Here is a 25,226-nt window from a genome sequence, read left to right as displayed (position 1 = left end):
AAAACGGAAGTACTTTGGATTTTCTTTGGGATACATACAGCCAATGCGGTATGTATGATAGAAAAGGTCGAAAAGAAAAAAAGAAAGGCAGCATAATCTAACTAAAATAACAGGAAAAACAGGAGAGGTTTTAACTTCCCCTAAAAAAGACATGTACATAATGCATGGGTGGGAAGGAAAAAATAAGAATATGTAAACAATATTCTACAAAAAAGATAGAAGACTGGGAGAGTTGAACGAAAAAATCAAGAGAAAAGCTCACGTAAAGCAAAGCTTTTCTCTTGATTTTTTAGAAAGAGGAACATTTACTGAATATCCCTATTTGATTTCGATTTCTTCCTTCATATCGATTTCCTCTCCATGTGTATCATAGAACACATATTGCAGAAATGCGAGTTTTTGACTTGGAATAATCTTGATACCGAATCCGTATTTCATTTGCCACTTCCGTTTCAGGGAAACGAGTCCCTGATTGATATAAGCGGCAACATACGGATGGACGTGTAACGAGAATTTCTTAACCTTCAGTTTATTGACCAGGTAATCAATTTTACTCTCCAAAGTGTCCGTAAAAAGAATGGATGACTTGATAGTGCCTTTGCCGAAGCAAGTGGGGCAGGTTTCGGTCGTGTTGACGTCCATTGCCGGACGCACACGTTGGCGTGTAATCTGCATTAGCCCGAATTTGCTAAGCGGCAGAATATTATGCCGTGCCCTGTCTTTCTGCATATTGGCACACATTCGTTCATAAAGCTTCTGACGGTTTTCGGCTTCATTCATATCGATGAAGTCCACGACAATGATACCACCCATATCTCTTAATCGCAATTGGCGGGCCAGCTCGTCGGCGGCTCCCAGGTTTACTTCGAGTGCGTTACCTTCCTGCCCGTTGGCATTCTTGGTGCGGTTACCGCTGTTCACGTCTACTACGTGAAGCGCCTCAGTGTGCTCAATAATCAGATAGGCACCACTCTTGTAAGAGATTGTTTTACCAAACGATGATTTAATCTGCTTGGTGATACCGAAATTGTCGTAAATGGGAAGTTGACCTTTGTACAGTTTCACGATATTAGCCCGGTCGGGCGCAATCAGTGATACATAGTCTTTAATTTCATTGTACACAGCCTCGTCGTTGACGTGAATATTCTCAAAAGAAGGGTTGAAGAGGTCGCGCAACAAACCTACGGCGCGGCTGGTTTCTTCATAAATCAACGTCGGATACTTGGTGGCTTTTTGTACTTTTACCATCGCATCTTCCCAATGCTTAACCAGGACTTTAAGCTCTCCGTCGAGTTCGGCTACGCGTTTGCCTTCGGCTACCGTGCGGACGATGACACCGAAGTTTTTCGGCTTGATGCTCATCAGCAATTGTTTCAGGCGGGCGCGTTCTTCGCTCGATTTAATTTTTTGTGAAACAGAAACCTTGTCATTAAAAGGGATCAGTACGAGATAGCGTCCGGCAAACGAAATTTCGGACGTCAGTCGCGGTCCCTTAGTGGAGATCGGTTCCTTAACGATTTGCACCACTACTTCTTGTCCTACCTTGAGGGTGTTGGATACTGTTCCATCCTTGTCAAGATCGGGAAGCAGGGTTGCTTTGCTGATGGAGGTCAGCTTCTTTTTGTCGCTTAAAGTCTGCTTTACAAACTTTTCGAGTGAGTTAAATTGAGGACCCAAGTCCAGATAATGAAGGAAAGCGTCTTTCTCGTAACCAACGTCTACAAAGCATGCATTCAGTCCGGGCATCAATTTCTTGATACGTCCCAAATACATATTGCCCACAGAGAAAGAAATATTTCTTCCTTCGCTTTGAAGTTCCACCAGGCTCTTATCTTCGAGAAGGGCGATGGAGACCTCTTTGGGCTGTACGTCAACTACTAGTTCACTTGTCACTGTTTTGTTTCCTTATTATTGATTGAATCTCATTTATATGAACAACTTTTTTGACAAATTGTTCATTTTGGGTTAGCTACTTAAACAAAGAACAAACTTGAAAGACATTAGCTTCGCAAGTTTGTTCTTTATTTCTGTGTGATCCAGACTTAAAAATTATTTTTTGCTTTTATGTCTGTTCTTTCTTAGTCTTTTTTTACGCTTGTGCGTAGACATTTTATGTCTTTTTTTCTTTTTTCCGCTTGGCATAGCTTCACATTTTATGGGTTAATACTCTTGTTTATTATTTCTTTACTGAAATTGTAAATGTCTTAGCCGGTTTGAAAGCCGGAATGTTGTGCTCCGGAATAATGATCGTAGTATTTTTAGAAATGTTACGAGCAGTCTTTTGTGCTCTTTTCTTTACTACGAAACTACCAAACCCACGCAAGTATACGTTCTCATCGTTAGACAATGAATCCTTTACTGCATCCATAAATGCCTCAACTGTTGTAAGAACTGTCTGCTTATCAATTCCAGTTTTCTTTGTAATCTCGTTTACAATATCTGCTTTAGTCATTTTTCCTTAAAAAAAATATTATTACTATGTTATTGCTAATTTTTTGGACTGCAAATATATAGCTTTTTAAGCTCCTAAAAAAATATATTCTGCACATTTTTCTAAAAAAATAGTGGCATAGGGTTTTCTTAGAACCAAAAGAGTTACTTTTGTGTGTCTTTTGGATAGGATAGGCAAGATAAATGTTAGATAATACACTAGGAACGAGGATATGAACGAGTTTACTAAAACGATTGTAGAGTGGTATAAAGAGAATAAACGTGAACTGCCCTGGAGGGAGTCTGCCGATCCGTATCTGATCTGGATTTCGGAGATCATTCTTCAACAGACGCGGGTGGCGCAGGGGTATGATTATTTTCTTCGTTTTATCAAACGTTTTCCCGATGTGCGGACTTTAGCCGCTGCGGAGGAGGATGAAGTGATGAAATACTGGCAAGGACTGGGGTATTACTCACGTGCCCGCAATCTTCATGCCGCCGCCAAAAGCATGAATGGGGTTTTCCCGGAAACGTATCCGGAAGTGCTGGCTCTGAAAGGAGTGGGGGAGTATACAGCGGCAGCGATCTGTTCGTTTGCTTACGGTATGCCTTATGCGGTAGTGGACGGTAATGTGTACCGGGTGCTTTCCCGTTATTTCGGCATCGATACTCCGATTGATTCGACAGAAGGAAAAAAGCTCTTTGCAGCATTGGCGGATGAGATGCTGGATAAGAAGCATCCGGCTGTTTACAATCAGGGAATAATGGATTTCGGGGCGATTCAGTGCACTCCGCAGTCGCCTGATTGTTTGTTCTGTCCGTTGGTGGGCAGTTGCTCGGCACTTTCGAAAGGCTTGGTGGCAAAACTTCCGGTGAAGCAACACAAAACAAAGACAACGAACCGTTACTTTAATTATATTTATGTACGTGCGGGCGCGTATACCTTTATAAATAAACGGACGGGCAATGATATTTGGAAAAATCTGTTCGAACTGCCCTTGATAGAAACTCCGACGGCTCTTTCGGAAGAAGATTTTTTGACTTTACCGGAATTTCGTGCACTCTTTGCGCCGGGGGAAGTACCGGTGGTACGTTCGGTTTGCAGGGAGGTGAAGCATGTATTGTCTCACCGGGTTATCTATGCTAATCTATATGAAGTGACCTTGTCTGAAAATTTGACTTCTTTCAGTGATTTCCTGAAAATAAGGGTGGACGAACTGGAGCAATACGCTGTTTCTAAATTAGTACAAGACTTGCTACAAGCATTAGAATAAGCATTAGAATAAGTATTAAGTAATAAGTATTGAGTATTACCCATGCAGTTTATGGCGCAGCCTAATACTTAATACTTAAAACTTAATACTTGATTTTATACTTAAAATCTTGCATCCTATTGTTATTCTGTTTAATTTTGGCAGCAGATTTAATTTTAAGAATCATAAACTTGATACAGATATGTCAGTAAATAGAGTGATATTGATAGGAAACGTAGGACAAGATCCTCGGGTAAAATACTTCGATACAGGTTCGGCAGTAGCAACTTTCCCGTTGGCTACAACGGATCGTGGATATACGTTGGCTAATGGAACCCAGATTCCCGAAAGAACAGAGTGGCATAATATCGTTGCATCCAACCGTTTGGCGGAGATTGTGGATAAGTATGTGCACAAAGGTGACAAACTGTATCTGGAAGGAAAGATAAGAACACGTTCTTATAGCGACCAGTCGGGTGCTATGCGTTATATCACCGAAATTTATGTGGATAATATGGAAATGCTGTCTCCGAAAGGAGCTAATCCGGGTGCAGGAGCTTCTGCTTCCGGACAACCGACTACGGGGCAACAGCAACAATCGGTTGCCGGCCAGCCGCAACAAGCGCAGCAGTCGCAGGCACAACCCGCACAAGATAATCCGGCAGATGATTTGCCGTTCTAGATAATGTGATAGTGTGCCAATAGGTTTTCGCGAGCTTCTTGGCACATTATCTTTTGTTTAATTAAAATATAGACTCTTTGGACTCAGATGGTTATTTAAGCCAATTGGCTGACATTTTCAACGGTATTACCGTAAACACTCCTTCTATCTCTGCTATTATTGCCATAGTATTGGCAGGTGTACTCCTGCTTGCTTCCGGCTTTGCTTCGGCTTCCGAAATAGCTTTTTTCTCACTTACTCCTTCCGATCGGAATGATATTGATGAACAGAATCATCCTTCCGACGAAAAAATAAGTGCCCTGTTGGGGGATTCAGAACGCCTCCTGGCAACGATATTGATTACGAACAACTTTGTGAATGTAACCATTATCATGCTCTGCAACTTCTTCTTTATGAATGTATTTGTTTTTCATTCTCCATTGGCAGAGTTCTTGATACTGACCGTCATCCTGACTTTCCTATTGTTGTTGTTCGGTGAAATCATGCCGAAAATCTATTCAGCACAGAAGACTTTGGCTTTTTGCCGTTTTTCGGCACCGGGGATTTACTTCCTGGAAAAACTGTTCCGTCCGATAGCTACTGTGCTTGTACGTTCAACCACTTTTCTGAATAAACATTTTGTAAAGAAGAGCCACAATATTTCTGTCGATGAATTGTCGCACGCATTGGAGCTGACAGATAAAGCGGAACTCTCTGAAGAGAATAATATCTTGGAGGGTATTATCCGTTTCGGCGGTGAAACTGTGAAGGAGGTGATGACATCACGTCTGGATATGGTCGATCTGGATATCCGTACCTCTTTCAAGGAGGTGATGCAATGTATCATTGAAAATGCTTATTCGCGTATTCCTATCTATTCCGGTTCGCGGGATAATATCAAGGGGGTATTGTATATTAAAGACTTGCTGCCTCATGTCAACAAGGGGGATAATTTCCGTTGGCAGTCATTGATCCGTCCGGCTTATTTTGTGCCGGAAACAAAGATGATTGATGATCTGTTACGTGACTTTCAGGCGAATAAAATTCATATTGCCATTGTTGTGGATGAGTTTGGAGGAACTTCCGGACTGGTGACGATGGAGGATATTATCGAAGAGATTGTAGGTGAGATTCATGATGAATATGATGATGAAGAACGTACATACGTTGTCTTGAATGACCATACTTGGATATTTGAAGCGAAGACGCAGTTGACGGATTTCTATAAGATTGCGAAAGTAGACGAAGACGAGTTTGAAAAGGTGGTGGGAGATGCGGATACATTGGCGGGTATGCTGCTCGAAATTAAAGGTGAATTCCCGGCATTGCATGAGAAAGTGACTTATCACCATTATGAGTTTGAAGTGCTCGAAATGGATAGTCGTCGTATCCTGAAAGTGAAGTTTACAATTCTGCCGAAGGATATGGAAGGCTCGGTAGAGAAGGAATAATCTTGGAATCATAATTTTGAAAGCATAATCAAGCAAACGTAAGATGGCGTTATTTCTGCAACATAAGACGGATGATATACAGTGGGCTGTCTGGAAGATGGAAGAGTCTTTGGATGCTCTGTTGGCTCTTTTGCCGGATGCGCGAAGAGTGTTCTGTGAACAGGAATTGAATCGTTTTGTCTCCGAACGGCGTAAGATGGAATGGTTGTCCGTTCGTGTTTTGTTGTATGCCATGTTGCAGGAGGATAAGGAAATCGGTTATTCTCCCGAGGGAAAACCTTATCTGACGGATCATTCTTTTTTCATCAGTATTTCTCATACGAAAGGTTATGTAGCTGTGATGCTTGCTTCTTTCACTCCGGCAGGTATTGATATTGAGCAATATGCTCAACGCGTTCACAAGGTATCTGATCGGTATATCCGTTCTGACGAACAAACGGAACCTTATCAGGACGATATGACTTGGGGACTGTTATTGCATTGGTCGGCAAAGGAAGCTGTTTTTAAGCGGATGGAAAACGCGGACGCTGATCTTCGTAAACTCCGTTTGACGCATTTTATTCCTCAAGAGCAAGGAACGTTTCAGGTTCAGGAGTTGGCGACGGAGCAGCAGGAACTTTACTCTGTCGGTTATCGTATTTGTCCGGACTTTGTATTGACGTGGACATTGAGTTGAATAGGAGAAGAGATGGAGTGCTTCTACCTGTTTTTCTTTTCTTTGTAATGTGTGATGTCTTGACATAATAAAATAAACCCCGAAAGTTTTTGTATGACTTTCGGGGTTCACTTTATATTCGAACGCCCTCATGATTTTATGAACTCACGGCTTTTCAGACGGGTTCTTTTATAGTTGGTTTACTTCTCTTTTTTGTTAAGTCGGTAGCTCAATGCTCCTGACGGACATTTACTGATTTGTGCAATTAATTCTTCCGTTGTCGCATTTTCTATTTGCACCCAGGGTCTTTCTTTAGGATGATAGACATTGGGTAGCATCTTTACACATATTCCGGATGCTGGCATAATTCCGGTTTCCATATAATGGTCAGTTCACCATTGGTGTATTCTATTTTCTTTTCCATATCTGTATTTATTTAATATGAATACCACGCATTACAATGCGCTTCCATTCCGGATGTTTGTGAATATATCCGGCTACAAACGGGCAAAGCGGTACCAAGCGTAAACCTTGTCGTTCAATGTCTGTCAGTGCTTTTTCTGCTAGTTGTGAGCCTACTCCCTTGCCGCCTAATGAGGCGGGTACTTCTGTATGTACAAGGTATATTTCTCCATTATTTGATTTGATATAGTCTATTTCGGCTATTTTGCCATCGATCTGAAATTCATACCGATGTTTTTCTTCGTTGTCTATTAATTTATAATCTTCTGCCATAATTTTACGTATTAAGTTCGATTATAATATAAACACTTGGGAAACACTTTTGTTTTATGCAAACAATTATTCTTGTTAATGGAGAAAGTATTGCCCGTTCATACTGGCACTGGTCTTTTCGATCCCTTTCTATTACTTCTTCAACTGATATTTGTTATTTTTTCTAAGTTTATAATCTTTCCAATTGAACTGTGAAATGTCTCATTAAAGGCGCTTCCCAGGCGATACGCACTCCGTGAGTGATGCTTTCTCTACGTTCATATACATTTTTGAGAGCGGCGGCTATTACATTCATATGATTGTCTGTATATACTCTGCGGGGAATGGCGAGGCGGAGTAAATCAAGACCGTTAAAACGATTTTCATGAGTCACCGGATCACGGTCGGCGAGGATATAACCGATCTCACATCCGCGGATACCGGCTTCCAAATAAAGTTCTATGGTCAGCGTCTGTGCCGGGAATTCTTCTTTGGGAACGTGCGTCAGCACTTTAGGTGCATCAATGAAGATGGCGTGGCCTCCGGCCGGTCGTTGGTAAGGAATTCCGTATTCATCCAGTTTCTTTGCCAGGTATTCCACTTGCTTGATACGTGTTTCGAGATTGTCGAATTCGGTGTTTTCATCCAAGCCGATGGCAAGAGCGTTCATATCCCGTCCGTTCATTCCTCCATAGGTGAGATAGCCTTCGTATTGTACGCAGAAACCTTTTGCGCCTTCATACCAGTCTGAACGTCGTGTGGCGATAAATCCACCCATATTGACGATTCCGTCTTTCTTGGCACTCATTGTCATGCCATCGGCTAGAGAGAACATTTCCCGTGTGATTTCTTTGACGGTTTTGTCTTGATAGCCTTCTTCGCGCATTTTGATAAAATAGGCGTTTTCAGCAAAGCGTGCAGAGTCGAAAAGTACGGGTTTGCCGTATTTGTCAGCAATGGCACGTACTTCATGCAGGTTTTGCATGGATACGGGTTGTCCTCCGGCTGTATTGTTGGTGATGGTTACGATGATAAAAGGAATTCGTTCTGCATATTCTGTCAGGGCTTTCTGCAATTTATCAGGGTCTACATTTCCTTTGAACGGGATTTCCAGTTGGGTATGTTTTGCTGCATCGATAGTGCAGTCTAATGCGGTGGCATGGCGTCCTTCGATGTGTCCTTTGGTGGTGTCAAAATGTGAGTTGCCGGGTACAATGTCTCCTTCATGCACGAGATAAGAGAAAAGCACATTTTCTGCGGCACGTCCTTGATGGGTAGGTATGATATATTCAAATCCTGTCAGTTTCGTAATCATCTCTTTCAACTTAAAGAAAGAGGTTGCTCCGGCGTAGCTTTCATCGCCTAGCATCATTCCCGCCCATTGACGGTCGCTCATCGCTCCGGTTCCGGAATCGGTGATGAGATCGATATAAACTTGTTCTGATTTGAGTTGAAAGACATTATAATGTGCTTCTTTAATCCATTGCTCGCGTTCTTCACGTGTGCTTTTCCGGATGGGTTCTACCATCTTTATTTTCCATGATTCAGCAAAAGGTAATTCCATTGTCGTAGATTTAATAGTTTTGAACGACGAATGTAGATAAAATTTGTGTGATTAGCAAATATATAGTGTCTTTTTGTTAGTGAGAGTTATTGGATTTACTTCTCTATGGGCTGGTAATATATCAAAATGTAGTGAGTCGATAGAAAGAGAGCCGGATTTCTTAAAAGAATATCCGGCCCTTTAAAATTATGCGGTCGATTGATGTTTAATCTCAACCAATCAAACAAGTTGGTTATTTAGTCTTCAATAGTGATACCGTCAAGACAGAAATAGGTTGGGGTCATTGCACCCCATTGGTCTTCTTTGGTGGTCTTGATATTGAATTTCAATCCCTCTGTTTCGCCTAATGAAGTTAGGTCTACCCATTTCCATGTAGTTACAAATTGGGTTCCTTCACCTAAAGTGCACTCTACACTTTGAGTTTTATCCATATTATAGATGATGATTTTGAAAGAATCTGTATTTCCAAATTTATCTTTTCCTTCGAATATAGAACTACCTTCCTTCATACTATTGTAAGCATAGACACAGTTTGTTAAATATAGTCCTTTTACTCTATAGGATTCCAATTTGTTTGAATTGTCGTGGTCTCTGAAACGGATTGCAGCTTCTTTATCAGAATTCTTTCCAATTTTATATCCGGCAGCTCCCACGATAACGTATGTATTATTGATTACTCCTTTTTTAGTGATAGCGCGATAATCATAAGTTGCGAAGTCTGGGCAATCTTTTTCTGTACAATTTGTAAATGCAAAACTATCTGAATAGAAACCGTATGTTGAAGATACACAGTCAAATTCAAAGATACCACTAGCGTCAGTTAATAGATTATATTTGTAGTTAGTTGTCCCCCAGTCGCTACTAACAGACCATGAATCATCCGGATTTTCTTGATCGCCCATATCAAGTGTATGAGTTTCGTAATTGGGCAGGCTAAGCACGTATGTTTTTGTATCGTCATCATCGCTACAGCCACAAAATACAAATACTGATAACAGTAATAATAAAGATAATTTCTTCATGTTCTTTTCTGATTTTAGTTATTAATTAATTATTGATTATTTCTTGAAATGTAAGTTCTCAATGGTGGTAACTTCGGTTGATATTTCACCCATTTGTCCTGCATCCTGATTGACTGCGGTCATAATCTTCACGAAGTCGATTTGATCCAAGTCTACCGGACTGCCATTACTATCCACAGCCCAATCTATCTTGAAATTACTTCCTTCCTTGCTGTTAGGATGGTTGTCTGCATATCCCCACGGATAGCAATATCCTACCCATAATCCGTTTTCTGGGACGGCATTATCTTTTAGACGTGTTCCCTGGAATGTGATTTCATCACTTTCTATCCAAAGTGGATAATATGATTCCTGGTTATGGAAGCTGTTGCGGAAGATATATCCTTCGTTGCCTTGATTGTCTTTCCAAAAAACTTTTAGGTTGGCTGGATTCGGACGGTGATAGGTTATTTCATATCCGCGTGTTTCTGTGTCTTTCCCGTATTCGCTTCCTTTCAATTCATACCACTCATCGTCAGGCTTTCCATTGCCATTTACATCTTTAGATACAAATACGATTCCCGGTTCTGCACTTCCTCCCAATGCTCCTGTTCCGGTTTTGGAGTTATAGTAAGCATTGCCTTTTATCTTGAAGTCATATTCTCCTGTTACATTCGGAATGGATTGTGGGAATCCTAAAACAATGTAACCGCCGAATCCTCCCAATGTAAGGAGTGATTTCTGCTGGATTCTGCGGGTTGCTTCTTCTAGTATATCATCATAAGTAAAGCCCTCCTTATATGCTGAAGTGGTAGTGTTGATAAACTGTCCGGGAGCAGGGCGATATTCCCATACTTTATTGGCGAAAGCCAGAGGATTTTCCTTATCATCATCGTTGTCATCAATATCGCTTTGTGAGGCTTTGTCACTGAATGCAATAGTATTCGGATTAAGTCCGATGTTGTTCAGACGGAATATGAGTTGTCCTTGTTGGTTGAAACAAAGTAAGTCTCCATAGGTGGTGTAATCACGGGCTTCGGTGATATATACATTGTTGCTGTAAGGATTGATGTTGATGCCGTATGGTGTCTTTATCACTGTTCCGTCAGTTATGAAATTCTCACGGATTGTCTCTTCTGTTTTCAGATTGAACATCTTGATAGAAGAGGTCTGCGTGTTATAATTGTAATTATATAGATAGGCAATCTCTCCATCGATGGCAAAGTTTTGTACTTTCTCGTTAGATTGAGTAACTTTGTTTGTCCGGCAGTCTATCTTGACGAAGTTATAATCGCCGGCTTCTACATCTTCGCCACGGGTGGCTACATAAACGGTTTCGTCCGGACCTGCTACTATCTTACCGGGATTCGGGCCTACTGTTAGTTTGCTACTTTCTTTAAATGTGGCAATATCGACAACAGATACCGTGTTGTCTACCCCCAGTCCTGATGAATAGTCCAATCCGCCGGAATTGGAAATATACAACTTTTCGTTTTGTACACAAATACCGTCGGGGTTGCGTCCCACTGATGTGATAGCTTCTATGGATAGGGAGGTTGTGTCTATACGTGCAACGGTTCCATCGTATGAACATACGTATGCCTTTTCTTTGTGAAAAGCGATGTAGCGTGGTTGACGGGAACTTCCGTTTTCTGCCAGCATTTGAATCTGTTTCAATGAGCTTCCCGTACGAAAGTCTATCACTTCTACCGTACTGGAGATATTGACTATCACATATATCTTGCTTCCGTAGATGGCCATGTCATTGGCAGTGTCTCCTAATCCCCGGCGGTTGACTGCTTTGAAATAGTCACGAACCATTTGCTGGTTGCCGAAAGAAAAACGTGCCAGCGAGCTATTGTTCTGATTGAACAGTCCTTCGCATAATACATATAGTTCGGCGGTACCCGTTTCTGTCGGATCGCCTATAATGCCTGATGTGAAGGGTTTGTCCTCCATATCATCACATGCCACGAATAAGATTATGGATGACAGCCAGCACGAGAATATATATATTAGTTTCCTTTTCACGTCAATATCTTACTTTATAATAGTTAATATCTTATTTTTATTGTCGCCCTTACGGATCGTCCGGGCATTGGGAAATATTTCACAATTTCGTAATTCTTATCCATCAGGTTCAATACTTCCATGCTGAAAGAGGTCGTGATTTTTCTGATCTGAAAGTCGCGGTTTGCAGAAATGCTGTGGTCGCTATAACTATCCAATCGGTTTTCGGCAATGTTTTGTCCTAATGCATAGCGTTTTCCGGAAAAAAGGAATGAATAAGACAGATTGATCCACGGTGTTTCGACGCCTGCCTGTCCCGAAGCGGAGACGCGGGGAGTGTAGGCTATTTGATGTTTGTATGTCGATTCATACGTGTTCGGATCGGGCGGGGTGACATCTAAAGCTCGTTGGTATGTGTAGTTACCCGAGAGGTTGATGCGTATTTTATCCCAAGGTTGGAGGGACAGGCTTCCTGTGGCATCAATGCCTTTGATGTCAACTTCACCCAGATTCTTCATGCTCCATACGGCAAGGTTCTTGGTAGGGTAGGCGATAATTTTATCTGTCACTTTGTTATAATAGGCGTCAACGGTTACTGACAGATAGGGTAGGAACGGGCATACATTTTTATTGTATGTCAGTCCGATGTTGTATTGTTTGGCCTTTTCCGGCTTTAGTTGGGTGTTGCCTACTTCTTCGTAATATAAGTCGTTGAAACTTGCCAGACGGAAAATGTCTTTATAGAAGAAGCGGATGCGGAATTCTTCATGCTGGAAAGGTTTGAAAGCGGCACTTACATAAGGGGTTAGCTTACGGTGATTGCCGGCACTACCACCTTTCTTCACATCTTCATTGATAACGGTTGCCAATGCGGATGCGGAGATTGTTAACCAGTCATTTACGTATTTTCCGGCGAATGCTGTCAGCCATGAGTAACGTGTGGGGTGTACAAAGTTGGCTAGATCGGCGTTCATGGTGTTGATGCTTCCGTCTGTGGAAAGTGAGAAAGAGAGGTTGCTCAACAGTCTGTATAGTACAGAAGCGGAAAGGTAATATTCCTGCTGGTAATAGCTGTTTTCTGTTTTCTTTAAAGAGTTCTTGGTATCGGGGTCCAGATAACGTTGATAGCTCCAATTCCACTTGGCAGAGGTTTGGAACACCCATTGCCGGCTGAATTCTTTCTTGTATTGACTTTGTATGAATGTGTTTTTATCCCACAAGTGTTGTGTGGAATGGTCGTTATAGAAGGTTGTAGCTTTGGGTAGTCCCCGGGAGGACTGAAAGTAGTAGGCTTTCAACCGCCATTGTTCTTTATCGGAGAAGTTGCCGTAAAGTCCGGCTTCGGCACGGAATGTCTGTACGTCTGTATTCTTTCGTTTTTCACGTGAGGACAGGTCTTCTGCCGCATTTCCATAATGTAGTGTGTACGGATAATGTCCGTCGGAGGACATCCATTCGCCATTGGCTGACATGCTCCATGTCTTATTGAATTGTTGTTCCAGTAGCAGGGAGGGATTGATTAATCCCCAGGAGCCGGTTTTGAAAGCTCCGGCTATATTGGTCTTTTTGCCTTTGGTGAATAGCGGCGTGAGTGTCTGTATATTCAATATGCCTGCTGACGCGAAGAAGCGGGCAGGTTGGAAGATGTTATCGCTTTGTCCGTTGTTTAGAGAAAGGCGGTCTACGTTGTCGAGCGAGAAACGCCCGATATCTATTTGTCCGGTTTGGCAGTCGGTCAGGGTGATTCCGTCATAACCGACAGCGGTATGTTGGGCTCCCAGGCTTCGTATGGATACTGTTTTCAGTCCGCCGATACCTCCGTAATCTTTTACGGTCACTCCGGCAAAGTGTTTCACCGCGTCGGAGACTTGCAGGGCGTGCAGGTTTTTCAGGGCGTCTTTGGAGAAGACTTGCAGGGGAGCGGTTGAGCGTACTTCGCGGGTCTGATAGATATCTGATACTGTTATTTCGGGAATAGAATATGTATGTGTCGTATCTACCTTTTGCTGTTGTGCAAAAAGTGGTATGGATAAGAATTGGCAGCTGAATGCTGCAAAGATCACTTTATTAAATGTTCTTTTCTTCATTTATTCCTTTTTCAGTCTGTTACTGTTTAAAAGTGTCCGGGCGAAATCCCTTCGACCGGACACGCATAAATAAACTTGGCAGAGTTTATCTGTTTTAACACACTTTCTCTGAATCAGAGTGATGAATGAAATGATAGACGACTTGTCCGGTTCATTAGACTCAACGCTTTTTCCTCGAAAGCAGTGAAACTTATTTGCATGGTAGGTCTTCTGACTTATTCCTGTTACAAACGCCTTCCCGGATTGGTCTCCAGTGGCAATGAGTGAATTGCTTGTAACTTATATGGAACTTACAGCAGCGGGACTGTTCAGGACTTGCACCTGATTCCCTTTTAATTGCTTCCCCCGCATGGGAGTCGCAAACCAATGCGCGACAAAGATAGGGAGTTTATTTGTTTTTTCCAAAGGGATGTTCTTTTTCTTTCGTCTTGATACGAAAGAGAAAGAACCAAAAAGAAAGGATCAAGGCTGCGTTTTTTCAGCTACTCCGGTGCTTCCTTCGGCTAAAGGGCAGAAACTCGCTACGCTCAAACAGTCTGCCCTTTTTGACGCCGAAGAAAACACCTGCGCTTGACGCTGAAAAAACGAGGCCGGGAGACCATGCGGGGTGGGCGGTGTGGCGTGGCACGTGTGTGGGCGGCGTGGGGGCTTATTGTTCGCCTTTCATTAGCAGGTATTCTTCGATGGTTTGCGCGGGAGCATCTTTCAGAAGTACTGTCTTATCCTTGTTTAGGAGGTAGAGGGTAGGGATGGCTTTCAGGTCATACAGTTGTTGTTCCTTGATAGCGAAGGTTTTATCATATCCGTTAACCCATTCTTTGGGGAATTCATTTAGGTGTTTTCGCCATTCGTCCAACTCTTCGTCGGGATAAATGGAGAGGACTGTTAGTCTCTTTTGTTCCAGAAGTTGATTGATGATAGGGGCGTTTTTTAATGCTTCGATTGTTTCCGTGCAGGCATGGCATCCCGGGTTATTGATAAATAATAAGGTATAGTCCGATTTTTGTTGATAAAGAGAACCCTGTGCGCCGGAAGCTAATGTATAGTTAAAATTCAGTGCTTTGGTTCCGATACGGTTTTTCTGGGCTAATTCCCGGCGGGCTTTGGGACGTACTTTTTCTATTTCTTCTAACAGGGGGGAATCTAACATGGCGTCTAATACGGGAATGTAGAATTCTTCGTTACGCATCGGGGAGTTAGGGTCGTATAGATATTTGTCTGCCAAATCAGTGATGTAAGTGAATACTTTCTTATCCACGTTTGTCCGTTCGATTGTTTTCTGCATAGCTTGCTGTGCAGTTTCCAATGGAACATGGTTCAGTATATCACAATAGTCCGCCCAAGCTTGTTCGGTCACTTCGGGATGATGGACATAATTGGTATCGGCAAAGTTTACGTTATCCCAATAGTGCTTTACTAGGAAATCTGCCCGTAGCTCGGGTGCTGTCAGCATTGGCGGGATGGCAGGTAGCGTAAAGGAGGTGATGGTATCTTTGGGAGCTTCTTTGGAGTTTTGGCTGGATGCATTCCCGCTTTTGCAAGCGCAAAGCAGTAGAATACAGAAGACTGGGATAAGATTTATATTTGTTCTCATAACTTGCTGAATTGTTTTCAATTTACTATTGGTGAGCAAAGATAAAAAAACTATGTGTGAAAATGCACTGTTTTAATGAAAATGCTATATTTGTGTCGGCAAACAAACATACAATGCATATCTATGATTAAATCCACCTACATATTCTTCGTTTTTTTTATGCTGACGGCTGTGTGGAGTTGCAACCGACCTTCTGACATGCAGCGGGAACATCCTGCCGTTTCTCCCACATTCTATGCCGACAGTCTTCGTACATTGGGGCGTGGTATCCGCTTGATTAAGGAGGAGAAGGAAAGTCTGGCTTTCCCGCCGCTTGATTCCGTGTTCCGGCTTCCGGTGGACGATGTGCTCACTACCGAAGAATTGCGCCGTTTATCTTCCGAATCTCTCCGCCGGTTAATGATATACTTCAATCTGATGATGAACTTTGAGTCCGGCTATCAGTATTTTGATTCGTTGGAGCGGGCGAAACACCCTGTTGTCTCCCGTTATTGCCGCAGGGAACTGTGGGTGGTAAAGGCGCAGATGCTTATGGCGCTCGACCGCCATGCGGAGGCGGTGGACTATCTCAACCGGGCGATGGCGCTGAAAGATGAGAATAACGACCCGTTGAGCGAGATATTTTGTACAGCTACGGCAGGCATCACCTATATGGGTGTCGACACTATCAGCACTCGTGCCGAGTCCGCTTTCCGTAGAGCCTGCCGAGTGGCAGAACGCTCGGGTTTAAGTAACTATTGGCTTTATCCGCAAGCTATCGGGCGGCTTGCCGATATATACCTTCAGCAGGGGAAGTATGAAGAAAGTATCTCCCTCTGTCGTGAAGCTATCCGTCTATGTGAGAAGTCGGGCAGCTATCACGGCAAGCTGGTGGCGGCGGAGATTCTGACGGAAGCCTACCGCCTGCTCGGGCTCTATGATGAAGCGTTTCGCTATTGTGCCGTAGGAATGGGTGAGCCGGCACGTGCCGAAGTTGACAATAACTTGATAGGTCGTTTCTTCATTGCGAAGGCGGAGATACACAACAATCTGAATCGCCCCGATTCCGCACTCCTGGTTCTTGCGCAGGCCGACAGTTGCTTTGACCGGACGAAGAACGACTACTATCATTTGATGGTGCAGATAGACCGGATGTATTATCTTGCCGCCTTTCCCGACTCTGTGAATGTGGCTTTGAGAGGCTTTGCCGCACTTGAAGGTAAAGTTCCCCGTCACCGCCTGCCATATTATGACTATTATTACGGTGGCACTCTTGCCCGCGTCGGTAAATGGTTGGAGGCAATCCCCCTGCTTCGGAAATCTATTGGCGAGTTGAAAGATATATCCGAGCTTCACCCTGCTTCGGAAGCGGCGGAATTGTTAATGGAAGGCTATCGCCACACGAGGCGGGCGGTGGATATGCTTACTGTCTTTCCCGAATATCGGATGATGAGAGATTCGGTGACCCGCGAAGACAAGATACACCAGTTGGCATCGGCAAATATCCGTTTCGAAACACAGAAGAAAGAACAGGAGAATCGTCTGCTGACTGCCGAAGTCCGTCTTCAGGATACCCTGTTGCATGTATATTCCATAGCCGGAGTGTGTGCATTGCTACTCGTCTTTTTTATAGCCGGCTGGATGGTGATGCGCCACCGCAATCTGCGGCTCCGGTGGCAGCTCGAGGCGCAGGAACATGAGCGGGCTGACGAACGGTTGCGTGACCAGGAAAGTAGGCTTCACGAACTGATAGCCGCCCGTCAGGACTTGTACGAACGCAACCGCTCCCTTATCCGCCAGCTTTCTGATATCCAGGCGCGCCACCGCAACACGTGCGAACTTGACAGCGTGATGGAAAGCCTTCAATCCCACTTGCTCACCCGTAAGGAAGAAGAGGATTTCCGTAACGCCTTTTTGTCCGTCTACCCGTCGGCGCTGCTACATCTTCGTGAAGCCTGTCCGGCGGTGACACGTAGCGAGGAACTGTTTTGTATGTTGGTTCTGCTCAAGCAATCCAACGAAGAACTGGCGCGGACGCTCGGCATCAGCGTGGCAAGTGTGTCCAAAACCCGATACCGCATCCGTGTGAAGCTTGGTCTGCCCGAAGGTTCGGACACTGATGCGGAAATCCGTCACATTATGGCAGGGGAAGATTTATAGAATCGGTTCTTTCAGTCATTCAGTAATATTAACCCGGAACTTTCATCATTAAACAAAAAATGTCTATCTTTGTTGTCAATATACACAACCAATACATTAATAATGGGAAGATTTATTAATCCCTTTACCGACTATGGCTTTAAGTTTTTATTCGGCAGAGAGGTAGAAAAGGAGTTATTAATCGACTTCTTGAACGATTTGCTCTCTGGAGAGCACGTGATTACCGACATCCAGTTCCTTAACAACGAACAGCAGCCGGAAGTAAAAACAGAACGGGGGATTATCTACGATATCTACTGTATGACTGACACAGGTGAACGGATAATCGTAGAAATGCAGAATCGTGAGCAACCTTACTTTAAAGATCGTGCTCTCTTCTACCTCTCTCGTGCGATTACGCAACAAGCTAAAAGCGGTCCTTGGGACTTCCGGTTGGATGCTGTATACGGAGTGTTTTTTATGAACTTTGTGATTGACAAGGACATGCCTGCGAAGATAAGGACTGATGTAATCCTTTCCGACCGGGATACAGGACAGCTTTTCAATAACAAGTTTCGGCAGATTTTTATCGAACTGCCTAACTTTGACAAAGAAGAGGATGAGTGTAGTAACGATTTTGAACGATGGATTTATGTATTAAAGCATATGGATACACTTGATAGAATGCCTTTCAAGGCACGTAAAGCCGTTTTTGAACGACTTGAGAAGATGGCCTCCAAAGCGAATATGACTCCGGAGGAAAGAGCTCAATATGAGAAGGAATGGAAAGTTTATAACGATTATTTCAATACGTTGGATTTTGCCGAACAGAAAGGTATGTTGAGAGGAAAAGAATCGTCCGCCCGTATGATGAAATCCAAAGGTTTGGCTATCGATTTAATTTCAGAATGTACGGGACTCACTGCTGAAGAAATTGAGGCATTGTGAAAAGATAGATAACAAACAGTAAGGGCGGCTCGTTAAAAAACGGGTCGCCCTTACTGTTTGTATGCGCCAAGCCTTTTCCTGACAGCCTCTTCTCTATTTTGTCCATGAATCTGTCCATTCCCATTTTGTCCTTCGTCGGGCTGAAATAATTATTTTTGCCCCGGCGAATAAAAGTTTAGCCTATATTGTTTGCTGTTTTTCGGCTTTTCTTTATCTTTGTCACTGCCCTTGTGAGAGAGGGCGTGATTTTTAGATAACGGAAAGCGTTTGAAGAATATCATCTTCGTCAATCAAACTTCGCACCTTTGACTTGTCACCGTGAAGATGAATGCAACAAATGCTCACGTTCCATTGTTTATATGGATGCCTGTTTGCGCCCCCGCTTCCCCCTCCGTCCGGAGAGGGGAGGGGGACGATACACAAGCTTTATATACGCCAATGGCGTGAGTGTTCTGTTGCTTATCTACGGTATGGGCAGTGCGAAGGCCCCGATTGACGGATAAGCATACGGACACTTACGCCTTTCTTGTATATAAATTTTTGTAATCTTATGTTACAGGTATGAGAATGAAAAACAAACAAAACGTAGCGTGGAGTACATTCCGTTACTTCGTACTGGCATTTTTGCTATGTCTATCGGTTGTTCCCTTGCGCGGTCAGCCGGATGCTGCCGTCCTTTCCTCACCTTCGGCAGACAGCCTGATTATTTTCAGCTATCCTTCACGTATCCGGATGTTCAAGACGGAATATGCGGACAACCGACTGTCGTTGCGGAAGTTGAAGAAACGGCTGCGCACCTTTCGTAAACGTCAGGACACCCTCTACGTGCAGAGCTATTCCGGCAGTTGGGACGATGAAAAGTCGAATCTGCGCGCCGCCTACTGGCGTGCCAACAATCTGAAAGGCTATCTTATCGACCACTACGGACTGCGCGAGCGGCATTTCCGGACACTCAACCACCCGTTGGCTCATCCCTTGTGGGGAGAAGTCGTCGTGGTAGGTTGCCGAGGTTTCCAAGATTGCCAAAGCGAGATTCCGCAAAACCGGCAAGAGCCTGCAAGTGCGGCGAGGCGACAGGAACAACAGGAAGCCCTTCCGGTTGCCTTGCAGGGAGACAAAGAGCCTGTTGACTCTTCCGCCGTGGCTGCCACGGCTGTTGTGCCGGATGCAGCTACTGCACCTGTTGCACCCGATGCAGCTACTGCTCTTTCTACTTCGGTTGCTTCTTCTGCTTCAGTTACTCCTTCTTCTTCCACCGCTTCCACCTCTACAGCTACCTCGCCTTCACTTCCCGCCAACGGTCGTTACCTTGGCGTGAAAACCAACCTTGCCGCTTGGGCGGGCACGATTATGAACGTGGCGGCGGAAGTGCAGGTCGGCAAGCATCTTTCCGTAGAGTTGCCGATATTGTGGTGTCCGTGGCACATCAGCGGCAAACATGCCGTGAAGACCTTCACCCTGCAACCCGAAGCCCGTTACTGGCTCTCGAAGCCCGGCTCGGGACATTTCTTCGGTCTTCATGCCCACGTAGGCTGGTTCAATGTGAAGTGGAATCGCGACCGTTATCAAGACGCCGACCGTCCGTTGCTGGGCGCGGGCGTCAGCTATGGTTATCTGTTGCCGCTCGGCGGACATTGGGCGGGAGAATTTACCCTCGGTGCAGGCTATGCCAACATGAAGTACGACACCTATTATAATATAGACAACGGCGCACGGATAGACACACGGACGAAGAACTACTGGGGCATCACCCGCATGGGGCTTTCTATCGTCTATCGCTTCAACCTTAAAAAGTAACGGCTTATGAAACAGAAATATGCTATAGGATTTATCACCTTCATGTTGGCAACCGTCCTTGCCGCTTGTGTACACGACTATCCCGCGATGACACCGGACGGTGAGGAAGGCATCGACCCCACGCTTGTAGAGGTCAGTACCGAAGTGACCCTCGACCTCGAACTCCTACCACTGGAAATCATCACCAACAAGGCACACCGCGGAATCACAAAAGCCCGTGCCGGAGAACAAACGGATTACCGCCGCCGCTTCATCATCGAAGCATGGCGCGACGGCAAACCGGCAGCCCGGCAAGTGACCGTCATGGACAATGCCGACGAAGCCGGCAACGGGAAAATCACGCTCCCTGTCCATTTGAAGCTGTACGCCGTAGAATACACCCTCGCCGTATGGACGGACTACGTTGTGGCAGGCACGACCACCGACCTCTATTATAATACGGAGAACTTGCAGCAAGTAACTTGCACCACGCCCTACACCGGAAGCACTGGCTACCGCGATTGCCTCTACGGCAGCACCACCCTTGACCTGCGCCCCTACCGGGACGAATGGAACGTCCGCGTACAAGCCAAAGTCGACATGGTGCGCCCGTTGGCAAAATACCGTATTATCGCCACCGACGTGCAGGAGTTTCTGGCAAAAACACAGCGGCAACGCGATGCCGAAGGCGGCAACAACACCTACACCGTCACCTTTTCCTACGGGTTCTATTTCCCGTTAGGATTCAACACCGCCACGGGCAAGCCGATGAACTCCGTGCAGGGCGTGACGTTCTCCACCCCTCTCACCATCCCCGACGACGGCACGGAGAAATGTCCGCTAGGTTCGGACTTTATCTTCGTGAACGGCACGGAATCCTTTGTGCCCCTGAATATTGAATTGGCGGACGCCAACGGAAAGGTAGTGTCGCGTACCCGGGGACTGGAAGTGCCCTACCGGCGGGGACACCTCACCACCCTGCGAGGCAACTTCCTCACCAACGAAATGCAGGGAGGCATCAACATCGACACCGGATATGACGACGAGATAGACATCGACCTCGATTCTTTCTGAAATGACAGGTCAATATAATAAAACAAATTTAATCACAGTAAACGATGAACAGAAGTATGAAAAAGAACCTTTTCTTCGGGTTAATGGCTCTGGCAGGGCTATTCACCTCGTGCAGTCAGGACGACACCGACGCTTCCCCGACTGCGGACAGCAACCAAGTAAGCATGAGCATCGGAATGCCTGCCGATTTTGTAAAAACACGGGCTTCCGCCCCCGCTACGTTTCCCGCCGGCCATACGCTGCGCTGCATCCTCGAAGTGTGGACGAAAGATGGCTCTACACGAAGAGTACGCCAGGAGCAGTTGGTAACGGCTGGTGCCGCTAACATTACATTTAGTTTTGAATTGGCAGACCAAGGTGACTACAAAGCCGTGCTTTGGGCGGATTACATCGTTTCGGGTGCAACGGCGTCAGGCGACCACTATCCCGATAAGTATTACAAGACTGATAATGCCGATGGCTTGAAGAAAGTGACTATCATCACCGCTGCTTATACATACGCCGACCAACTACGTGAGGCATTTGCGGCAGTAGTACCGTTCACCAAAGGCGCTACGGCTAAGAACGACCTTACCGCCACGCTTGTCCGTCCGCTTACGAAAGTGACGATTGCAGAAAAGAACACCGAGATGATAGGCAAATGTAAAGACATGACGGCAACATACACCGTTCCGTCAGAATTCAATGCTTTTAGCGAGGAGGTAAGCCCGACAGCTACCTACGATGCCACCTACATCACAACCTCAATGGACGGCACGGATATTACTATCAATGGAAACAACTGCAAAATCCTCTTCTCCGATTATGTCTTTACCACTGCCGACGCCACGTTGGGCGGAATAAAACTTACGTTTACCGGGACAGGTAGCATAACGATGAACGATAGAGACATTCCTGCCAACATCCCCCTGAAACGCAACGACTGGGTACGGGCTGCCGGAAACCTGATTACAGTCGGAAACGATCCGGTGGTAACTTTGTCTGTAGATATGACCACTGACTGGGTAAGTCAGGATGCAACGGATATTTCGGATATCGTTAAGGTGGGTGACTTCTATTATGCAGACGGCACATGGTCTACCGCCCTCGATGCGAACAAGACCTGCATCGGCATCGTTTTCCAGACCGACCCCTCGCGCATCGGCGACAAAGAAAAACAGGTGTTGGCAGCAAAAGGCGTTGCCACGCCGCATGGTCTGGTCATGTCATTGAAGACCGTAACCAAAAGCCTTATGAGTTGGGGGGAAGATCACGATTTCTCCGAGCTGACGAAATGCACGGATAAAGTTGCCTGCAACGCAGACATCAACGGACTACTTAATTACACCACGGTAATCGACTATGCGGCCGCAAACAACAAAGAACTCGAAAATTTTTATCCCGCTTTCAAGGCCGTGAAGGATTATGTTGTACAGGCTCCCGAAAAGACGACGGGGTGGTACTTGCCCTCCATAGGTCAATGGTATGACTTTACCGCCAATCTGGGCGGTCTCCCAAGCTGGGATGACGCCATAAACGAAGGCAACGACCTAACCCCCAACCTGTATAGATGGAGTAATCAGACAGAACTCGTAAGTAAGATAAATGCCTATTTCGAACCGTTGGGCACTGGGAACTATGACGCAATCCCGAATGGGAGCTATCAGAAATTCTTCTCTTCCTCGACGTACTCCGATTCGGGTATATGGACGTGGTTTGTGGGTAAGCAGGCGAACGTTGTGCAATGCTGGCATAATGTCAGGTACAACTCCGATTCCGCCGTGCGCCCCATCCTCGCTTTTTAAGAATGACACACGGGGACGGGGTATCCAGGTCACTCCATCCCGTCCCCCTACATCATATACGTCCCAAGCCGCTGGGGGATGCAGTCGGCGGCAATATCATGAACCTTGTCCTTTTTCCCTTGTCGCCGACTTGAGAAGCGAACATCACTTCTCTTTATAGGATACCTTCCTCGATAGGAGCAATTGCCGGAAGCGACGCAACTGATCAAGGTAACAACCATAAAAAACATCACACTTATGAAAAAGATACTCGTCATCATCAACAAAAACTGGGAAACGGAACCCGTGCTCAACGCCCTGACCAACCCCAAACTGCGTCCCGCCGCCTTACCATTCCCTGAAGTGATAAACACTCCGTGCGACGGAGACAACCGCATGAGCCAACCCCGTGCTGTCTTCTCCCTTCCCCGAGAAGGAGAAGAACCGTTGCAAGTCGTAGTCCGCTGCATCGAAGACCTTATGGCAACGGGAGTCAACACTTCGAGTTCCCTCGAAAAATACAAAGTGCTCCCGCAAGCCATTGCTGCCGATGCCGCCGACCTCATCATCAGCGTCAGCACCGCCAACTATCCCGACCCGGCAGTGACCCATAACGGAACCGTTGTCCTCGGCGGCAACTTCTTTATCCACGACGGAAACCCCGACAGCCATGCCGATCCGGAACACAACCTTATCGACGACCGCGTAGGCACCTTCATCGCTTCCAACGTAGCCCCTGCCGTGTTCAGTCTGGCCGAAACCGTCAACGCCCGCCTGCACTGTTACCCCGGCGGCGCATGCAAACTTGTCCCGCCGCCCAACTTCCCCGCACCGCAACTCGTGTGTGAAGGAGCGTCCACCTTCACGGCAGTAGGCTCCGTCAACATCACCGACTACGGTTCATACGACACGATAGACGCCCAAGCCCTTAAAGAATTTGCCGCTGCAGCCCCCAAAGGGTATACGGCAAACTCCATCGAAACCACCCACGGCGTGGTAAAGATCAGCACTTCAGGCGAACCTATCCTCTTTCTTTCCCCCATCACCGATCGTCTCAACCATTTCAACGAGGACGTGACCGACACGCAGAACTACGTGTCAGCCTTCAACGGCGGCCTTGCACTGGGCGAACTGCTCTGCGCGCTGGCGGAATACGGAGGGGAACGGCAAATATGATAATTGAGATAATTCGCAACATTTATTAATCACGCTTCCTTCTTGCAGCATCCCATCAGGAAATGCTTGCAGACACGGACAGACAAAGGTCGTCACTGAGGTAGGCTAAGTCCGACACCGAGGTAGGCAAAGGTCGTCACCGAGATAAGCAAAGTCCGTCACCGAGTATTAGTCCTATCGGGATGCGGCAGGGAAGAGGTAAAAAACATCAACTTATGGGATTCTTCAAGAAAGTAAAACAGAAAATCAATGGAATGTGGTATCCGCAATCCATCACCGTTGGCAAACCTGTCACGACGGACGAAGTGGCAAAACGTCTTGCCATTGAATCCACCGTAAGCCCTGCCGACACCTTTGCCGTGCTCAAGTCCCTTGGCAGCGTATTAGGTAGCTACATGGCAGACGGCCGCACCGTCAAACTCGACGGCGTGGGCACATTCTACTACACAGCCGTTGCTTCGGGCAATGGAGTGGACTCCTCCGACAAAGTGACTGCCAAGCAAATCACCGGCGTCCGTGTCCGCTTCATCCCTGAAACGAGCCGTTCATCCAACAACCAGGTTACCACCCGTTCCCTCGTCGATTCCAATATCTTCTGGGAAGAATGGGGCGGAAAATCCACTACTCCCAGCGAAGGTGGCGGTGGTGGTGAAGGGGGAGGAGAGGCTCCCGATCCGGCAGCATAAAGCCGGATGCTTTTTCGGTGCTATAAAAAGGACGGGTTCCTGCACCGCAAAAGGACTTTTCTGTATTGCCAAAGGCTCCTTCCGGCATTGCCGCACGACCCTTTAAGATGAAAGATTCGTTTTCACTCGCCGCTGCTGTAGCCTGCTGCCGGATGAGAGAAACGAATCTTTCTTTGTGTGCCGGGGGAAATAATCGGTTCTTGACAGAACAATCTGCACCGGAATTGTTATCTTTGCCCGTAGCATTGATTATAATAAATGGAAA

19 protein-coding genes, 1 pseudogene and 1 riboswitch are annotated in these 25,226 nt (G+C 45.7%); of the genes and pseudogenes, 11 read left to right on the top strand and 9 right to left on the bottom strand.

Annotated elements, in window-relative coordinates:
* Positions 1-318: 318 nt before the first annotated feature.
* Positions 319-1,893, bottom strand: a complete 1,575-nt coding sequence (locus HMPREF0106_RS12780; protein ID WP_004316204.1) for a ribonuclease E/G — start codon at positions 1,891-1,893, stop codon at positions 319-321.
* Positions 1,894-2,176: 283 nt separating this feature from the next.
* Entirely contained in the window at positions 2,177-2,452 is a 276-nt protein-coding gene (locus tag HMPREF0106_RS12785) for an HU family DNA-binding protein (RefSeq protein WP_004300646.1), read from the bottom strand.
* A 211-nt stretch (positions 2,453-2,663) separates the two neighbouring features.
* On the opposite strand from HMPREF0106_RS12785, the gene mutY reads away from it, so the two are divergent.
* The 4 genes from mutY (at position 2,664) to HMPREF0106_RS12805 (ending at position 6,471) form a co-directional block, all read left to right on the top strand.
* Positions 2,664-3,704, top strand: a complete 1,041-nt coding sequence (gene mutY / locus HMPREF0106_RS12790; protein ID WP_008644690.1) for an A/G-specific adenine glycosylase — start codon at positions 2,664-2,666, stop codon at positions 3,702-3,704.
* A gap of 181 nt (positions 3,705-3,885) precedes the next feature.
* Positions 3,886-4,365, top strand: coding sequence for a single-stranded DNA-binding protein (locus HMPREF0106_RS12795; RefSeq protein WP_009039928.1), 480 nt, complete (start codon positions 3,886-3,888; stop codon positions 4,363-4,365).
* 77 nt (positions 4,366-4,442) lie between these two features.
* A complete protein-coding gene (locus HMPREF0106_RS12800; RefSeq protein ID WP_008644692.1) occupies positions 4,443-5,795 on the top strand; it encodes a gliding motility-associated protein GldE in 1,353 nt (450 codons plus the stop codon).
* Between the two features lie 43 nt (positions 5,796-5,838).
* Positions 5,839-6,471, top strand: coding sequence for a 4'-phosphopantetheinyl transferase superfamily protein (locus HMPREF0106_RS12805; protein WP_008644694.1), 633 nt, complete (start codon positions 5,839-5,841; stop codon positions 6,469-6,471).
* Positions 6,472-6,650: 179 nt separating this feature from the next.
* Here HMPREF0106_RS12805 and HMPREF0106_RS12810 read toward each other — a convergent pair.
* From HMPREF0106_RS12810 to HMPREF0106_RS12840, 7 genes and pseudogenes are all read right to left on the bottom strand, one after another.
* Positions 6,651-6,874, bottom strand: a pseudogene (locus HMPREF0106_RS12810) ((4Fe-4S)-binding protein).
* An 8-nt stretch (positions 6,875-6,882) separates the two neighbouring features.
* A complete protein-coding gene (locus tag HMPREF0106_RS12815) occupies positions 6,883-7,185 on the bottom strand; it encodes a GNAT family N-acetyltransferase (RefSeq protein WP_004316210.1) in 303 nt (100 codons plus the stop codon).
* A 169-nt stretch (positions 7,186-7,354) separates the two neighbouring features.
* Positions 7,355-8,728, bottom strand: coding sequence for a tryptophanase (locus tag HMPREF0106_RS12820; RefSeq protein WP_009039927.1), 1,374 nt, complete (start codon positions 8,726-8,728; stop codon positions 7,355-7,357).
* Between the two features lie 236 nt (positions 8,729-8,964).
* Positions 8,965-9,750, bottom strand: a complete 786-nt coding sequence (locus HMPREF0106_RS12825) for a DUF4465 domain-containing protein (RefSeq protein WP_004316212.1) — start codon at positions 9,748-9,750, stop codon at positions 8,965-8,967.
* Between the two features lie 36 nt (positions 9,751-9,786).
* Complete coding sequence (locus HMPREF0106_RS12830) at positions 9,787-11,760, bottom strand: YncE family protein (RefSeq protein ID WP_009039926.1); 1,974 nt, start codon at positions 11,758-11,760, stop codon at positions 9,787-9,789.
* A 23-nt stretch (positions 11,761-11,783) separates the two neighbouring features.
* Complete coding sequence (locus HMPREF0106_RS12835) at positions 11,784-13,826, bottom strand: TonB-dependent receptor plug domain-containing protein (protein WP_009039925.1); 2,043 nt, start codon at positions 13,824-13,826, stop codon at positions 11,784-11,786.
* A gap of 182 nt (positions 13,827-14,008) precedes the next feature.
* Positions 14,009-14,209: riboswitch (cobalamin riboswitch) on the bottom strand.
* A 266-nt stretch (positions 14,210-14,475) separates the two neighbouring features.
* The gene (locus HMPREF0106_RS12840; protein ID WP_009039923.1) at positions 14,476-15,420 is read right to left on the bottom strand and encodes a DUF5106 domain-containing protein; all 945 of its coding nucleotides are present in this window, start codon (positions 15,418-15,420) and stop codon (positions 14,476-14,478) included.
* A 75-nt stretch (positions 15,421-15,495) separates the two neighbouring features.
* Here HMPREF0106_RS12840 and HMPREF0106_RS12845 point away from each other — a divergent pair, with 75 nt between their 5' ends.
* The 7 genes from HMPREF0106_RS12845 (at position 15,496) to HMPREF0106_RS12875 (ending at position 24,961) form a co-directional block, all read left to right on the top strand.
* The gene (locus HMPREF0106_RS12845; protein WP_009039922.1) at positions 15,496-17,559 is read left to right on the top strand and encodes a tetratricopeptide repeat protein; all 2,064 of its coding nucleotides are present in this window, start codon (positions 15,496-15,498) and stop codon (positions 17,557-17,559) included.
* Between the two features lie 102 nt (positions 17,560-17,661).
* Entirely contained in the window at positions 17,662-18,486 is an 825-nt protein-coding gene (locus HMPREF0106_RS12850) for an Rpn family recombination-promoting nuclease/putative transposase (protein WP_004314849.1), read from the top strand.
* Between the two features lie 567 nt (positions 18,487-19,053).
* Positions 19,054-20,283, top strand: a complete 1,230-nt coding sequence (locus HMPREF0106_RS12855) for a DUF3575 domain-containing protein (protein WP_008016239.1) — start codon at positions 19,054-19,056, stop codon at positions 20,281-20,283.
* A 6-nt stretch (positions 20,284-20,289) separates the two neighbouring features.
* Positions 20,290-21,336 carry a DUF6562 domain-containing protein gene (locus HMPREF0106_RS12860; protein ID WP_004314847.1) on the top strand — a complete coding sequence of 349 codons (1,047 nt, stop codon included), beginning with the start codon at positions 20,290-20,292 and terminating at the stop codon, positions 21,334-21,336.
* Between the two features lie 56 nt (positions 21,337-21,392).
* Positions 21,393-23,120, top strand: a complete 1,728-nt coding sequence (locus HMPREF0106_RS12865; RefSeq protein ID WP_232286776.1) for a DUF6562 domain-containing protein — start codon at positions 21,393-21,395, stop codon at positions 23,118-23,120.
* Positions 23,121-23,357: 237 nt separating this feature from the next.
* Positions 23,358-24,275, top strand: a complete 918-nt coding sequence (locus HMPREF0106_RS12870; RefSeq protein WP_032851308.1) for a hypothetical protein — start codon at positions 23,358-23,360, stop codon at positions 24,273-24,275.
* Between the two features lie 215 nt (positions 24,276-24,490).
* Complete coding sequence (locus tag HMPREF0106_RS12875) at positions 24,491-24,961, top strand: HU family DNA-binding protein (RefSeq protein WP_009039919.1); 471 nt, start codon at positions 24,491-24,493, stop codon at positions 24,959-24,961.
* Positions 24,962-25,226: the final 265 nt, after the last annotated feature.

Origin of the sequence: Bacteroides sp. D22, assembly GCF_000163675.1 — a bacterium.
Taxonomy (GTDB): domain Bacteria; phylum Bacteroidota; class Bacteroidia; order Bacteroidales; family Bacteroidaceae; genus Bacteroides; species Bacteroides xylanisolvens.
This window is presented reverse-complemented; position numbering and strand designations above follow the sequence as displayed.

Excerpts from the sequence above, each read along its gene's own strand:
- HMPREF0106_RS12785 (WP_004300646.1), bottom strand. The coding sequence starts at position 2,452 with ATGACTAAAGCAGATATTGTAAACGAGATTACAAAGAAAACTGGAATT.
- mutY (WP_008644690.1), top strand. The coding sequence starts at position 2,664 with ATGAACGAGTTTACTAAAACGATTGTAGAGTGGTATAAAGAGAATAAA.
- HMPREF0106_RS12795 (WP_009039928.1), top strand. The coding sequence starts at position 3,886 with ATGTCAGTAAATAGAGTGATATTGATAGGAAACGTAGGACAAGATCCT.
- HMPREF0106_RS12805 (WP_008644694.1), top strand. The coding sequence starts at position 5,839 with ATGGCGTTATTTCTGCAACATAAGACGGATGATATACAGTGGGCTGTC.
- HMPREF0106_RS12815 (WP_004316210.1), bottom strand. The coding sequence starts at position 7,185 with ATGGCAGAAGATTATAAATTAATAGACAACGAAGAAAAACATCGGTAT.
- HMPREF0106_RS12820 (WP_009039927.1), bottom strand. The coding sequence starts at position 8,728 with ATGGAATTACCTTTTGCTGAATCATGGAAAATAAAGATGGTAGAACCC.
- HMPREF0106_RS12825 (WP_004316212.1), bottom strand. The coding sequence starts at position 9,750 with ATGAAGAAATTATCTTTATTATTACTGTTATCAGTATTTGTATTTTGT.
- HMPREF0106_RS12835 (WP_009039925.1), bottom strand. The coding sequence starts at position 13,826 with ATGAAGAAAAGAACATTTAATAAAGTGATCTTTGCAGCATTCAGCTGC.
- HMPREF0106_RS12840 (WP_009039923.1), bottom strand. The coding sequence starts at position 15,420 with ATGAGAACAAATATAAATCTTATCCCAGTCTTCTGTATTCTACTGCTT.
- HMPREF0106_RS12845 (WP_009039922.1), top strand. The coding sequence starts at position 15,496 with ATGAAAATGCTATATTTGTGTCGGCAAACAAACATACAATGCATATCT.
- HMPREF0106_RS12850 (WP_004314849.1), top strand. The coding sequence starts at position 17,662 with ATGGGAAGATTTATTAATCCCTTTACCGACTATGGCTTTAAGTTTTTA.
- HMPREF0106_RS12855 (WP_008016239.1), top strand. The coding sequence starts at position 19,054 with ATGAAAAACAAACAAAACGTAGCGTGGAGTACATTCCGTTACTTCGTA.
- HMPREF0106_RS12860 (WP_004314847.1), top strand. The coding sequence starts at position 20,290 with ATGAAACAGAAATATGCTATAGGATTTATCACCTTCATGTTGGCAACC.
- HMPREF0106_RS12865 (WP_232286776.1), top strand. The coding sequence starts at position 21,393 with ATGAAAAAGAACCTTTTCTTCGGGTTAATGGCTCTGGCAGGGCTATTC.
- HMPREF0106_RS12870 (WP_032851308.1), top strand. The coding sequence starts at position 23,358 with ATGAAAAAGATACTCGTCATCATCAACAAAAACTGGGAAACGGAACCC.
- HMPREF0106_RS12875 (WP_009039919.1), top strand. The coding sequence starts at position 24,491 with ATGGGATTCTTCAAGAAAGTAAAACAGAAAATCAATGGAATGTGGTAT.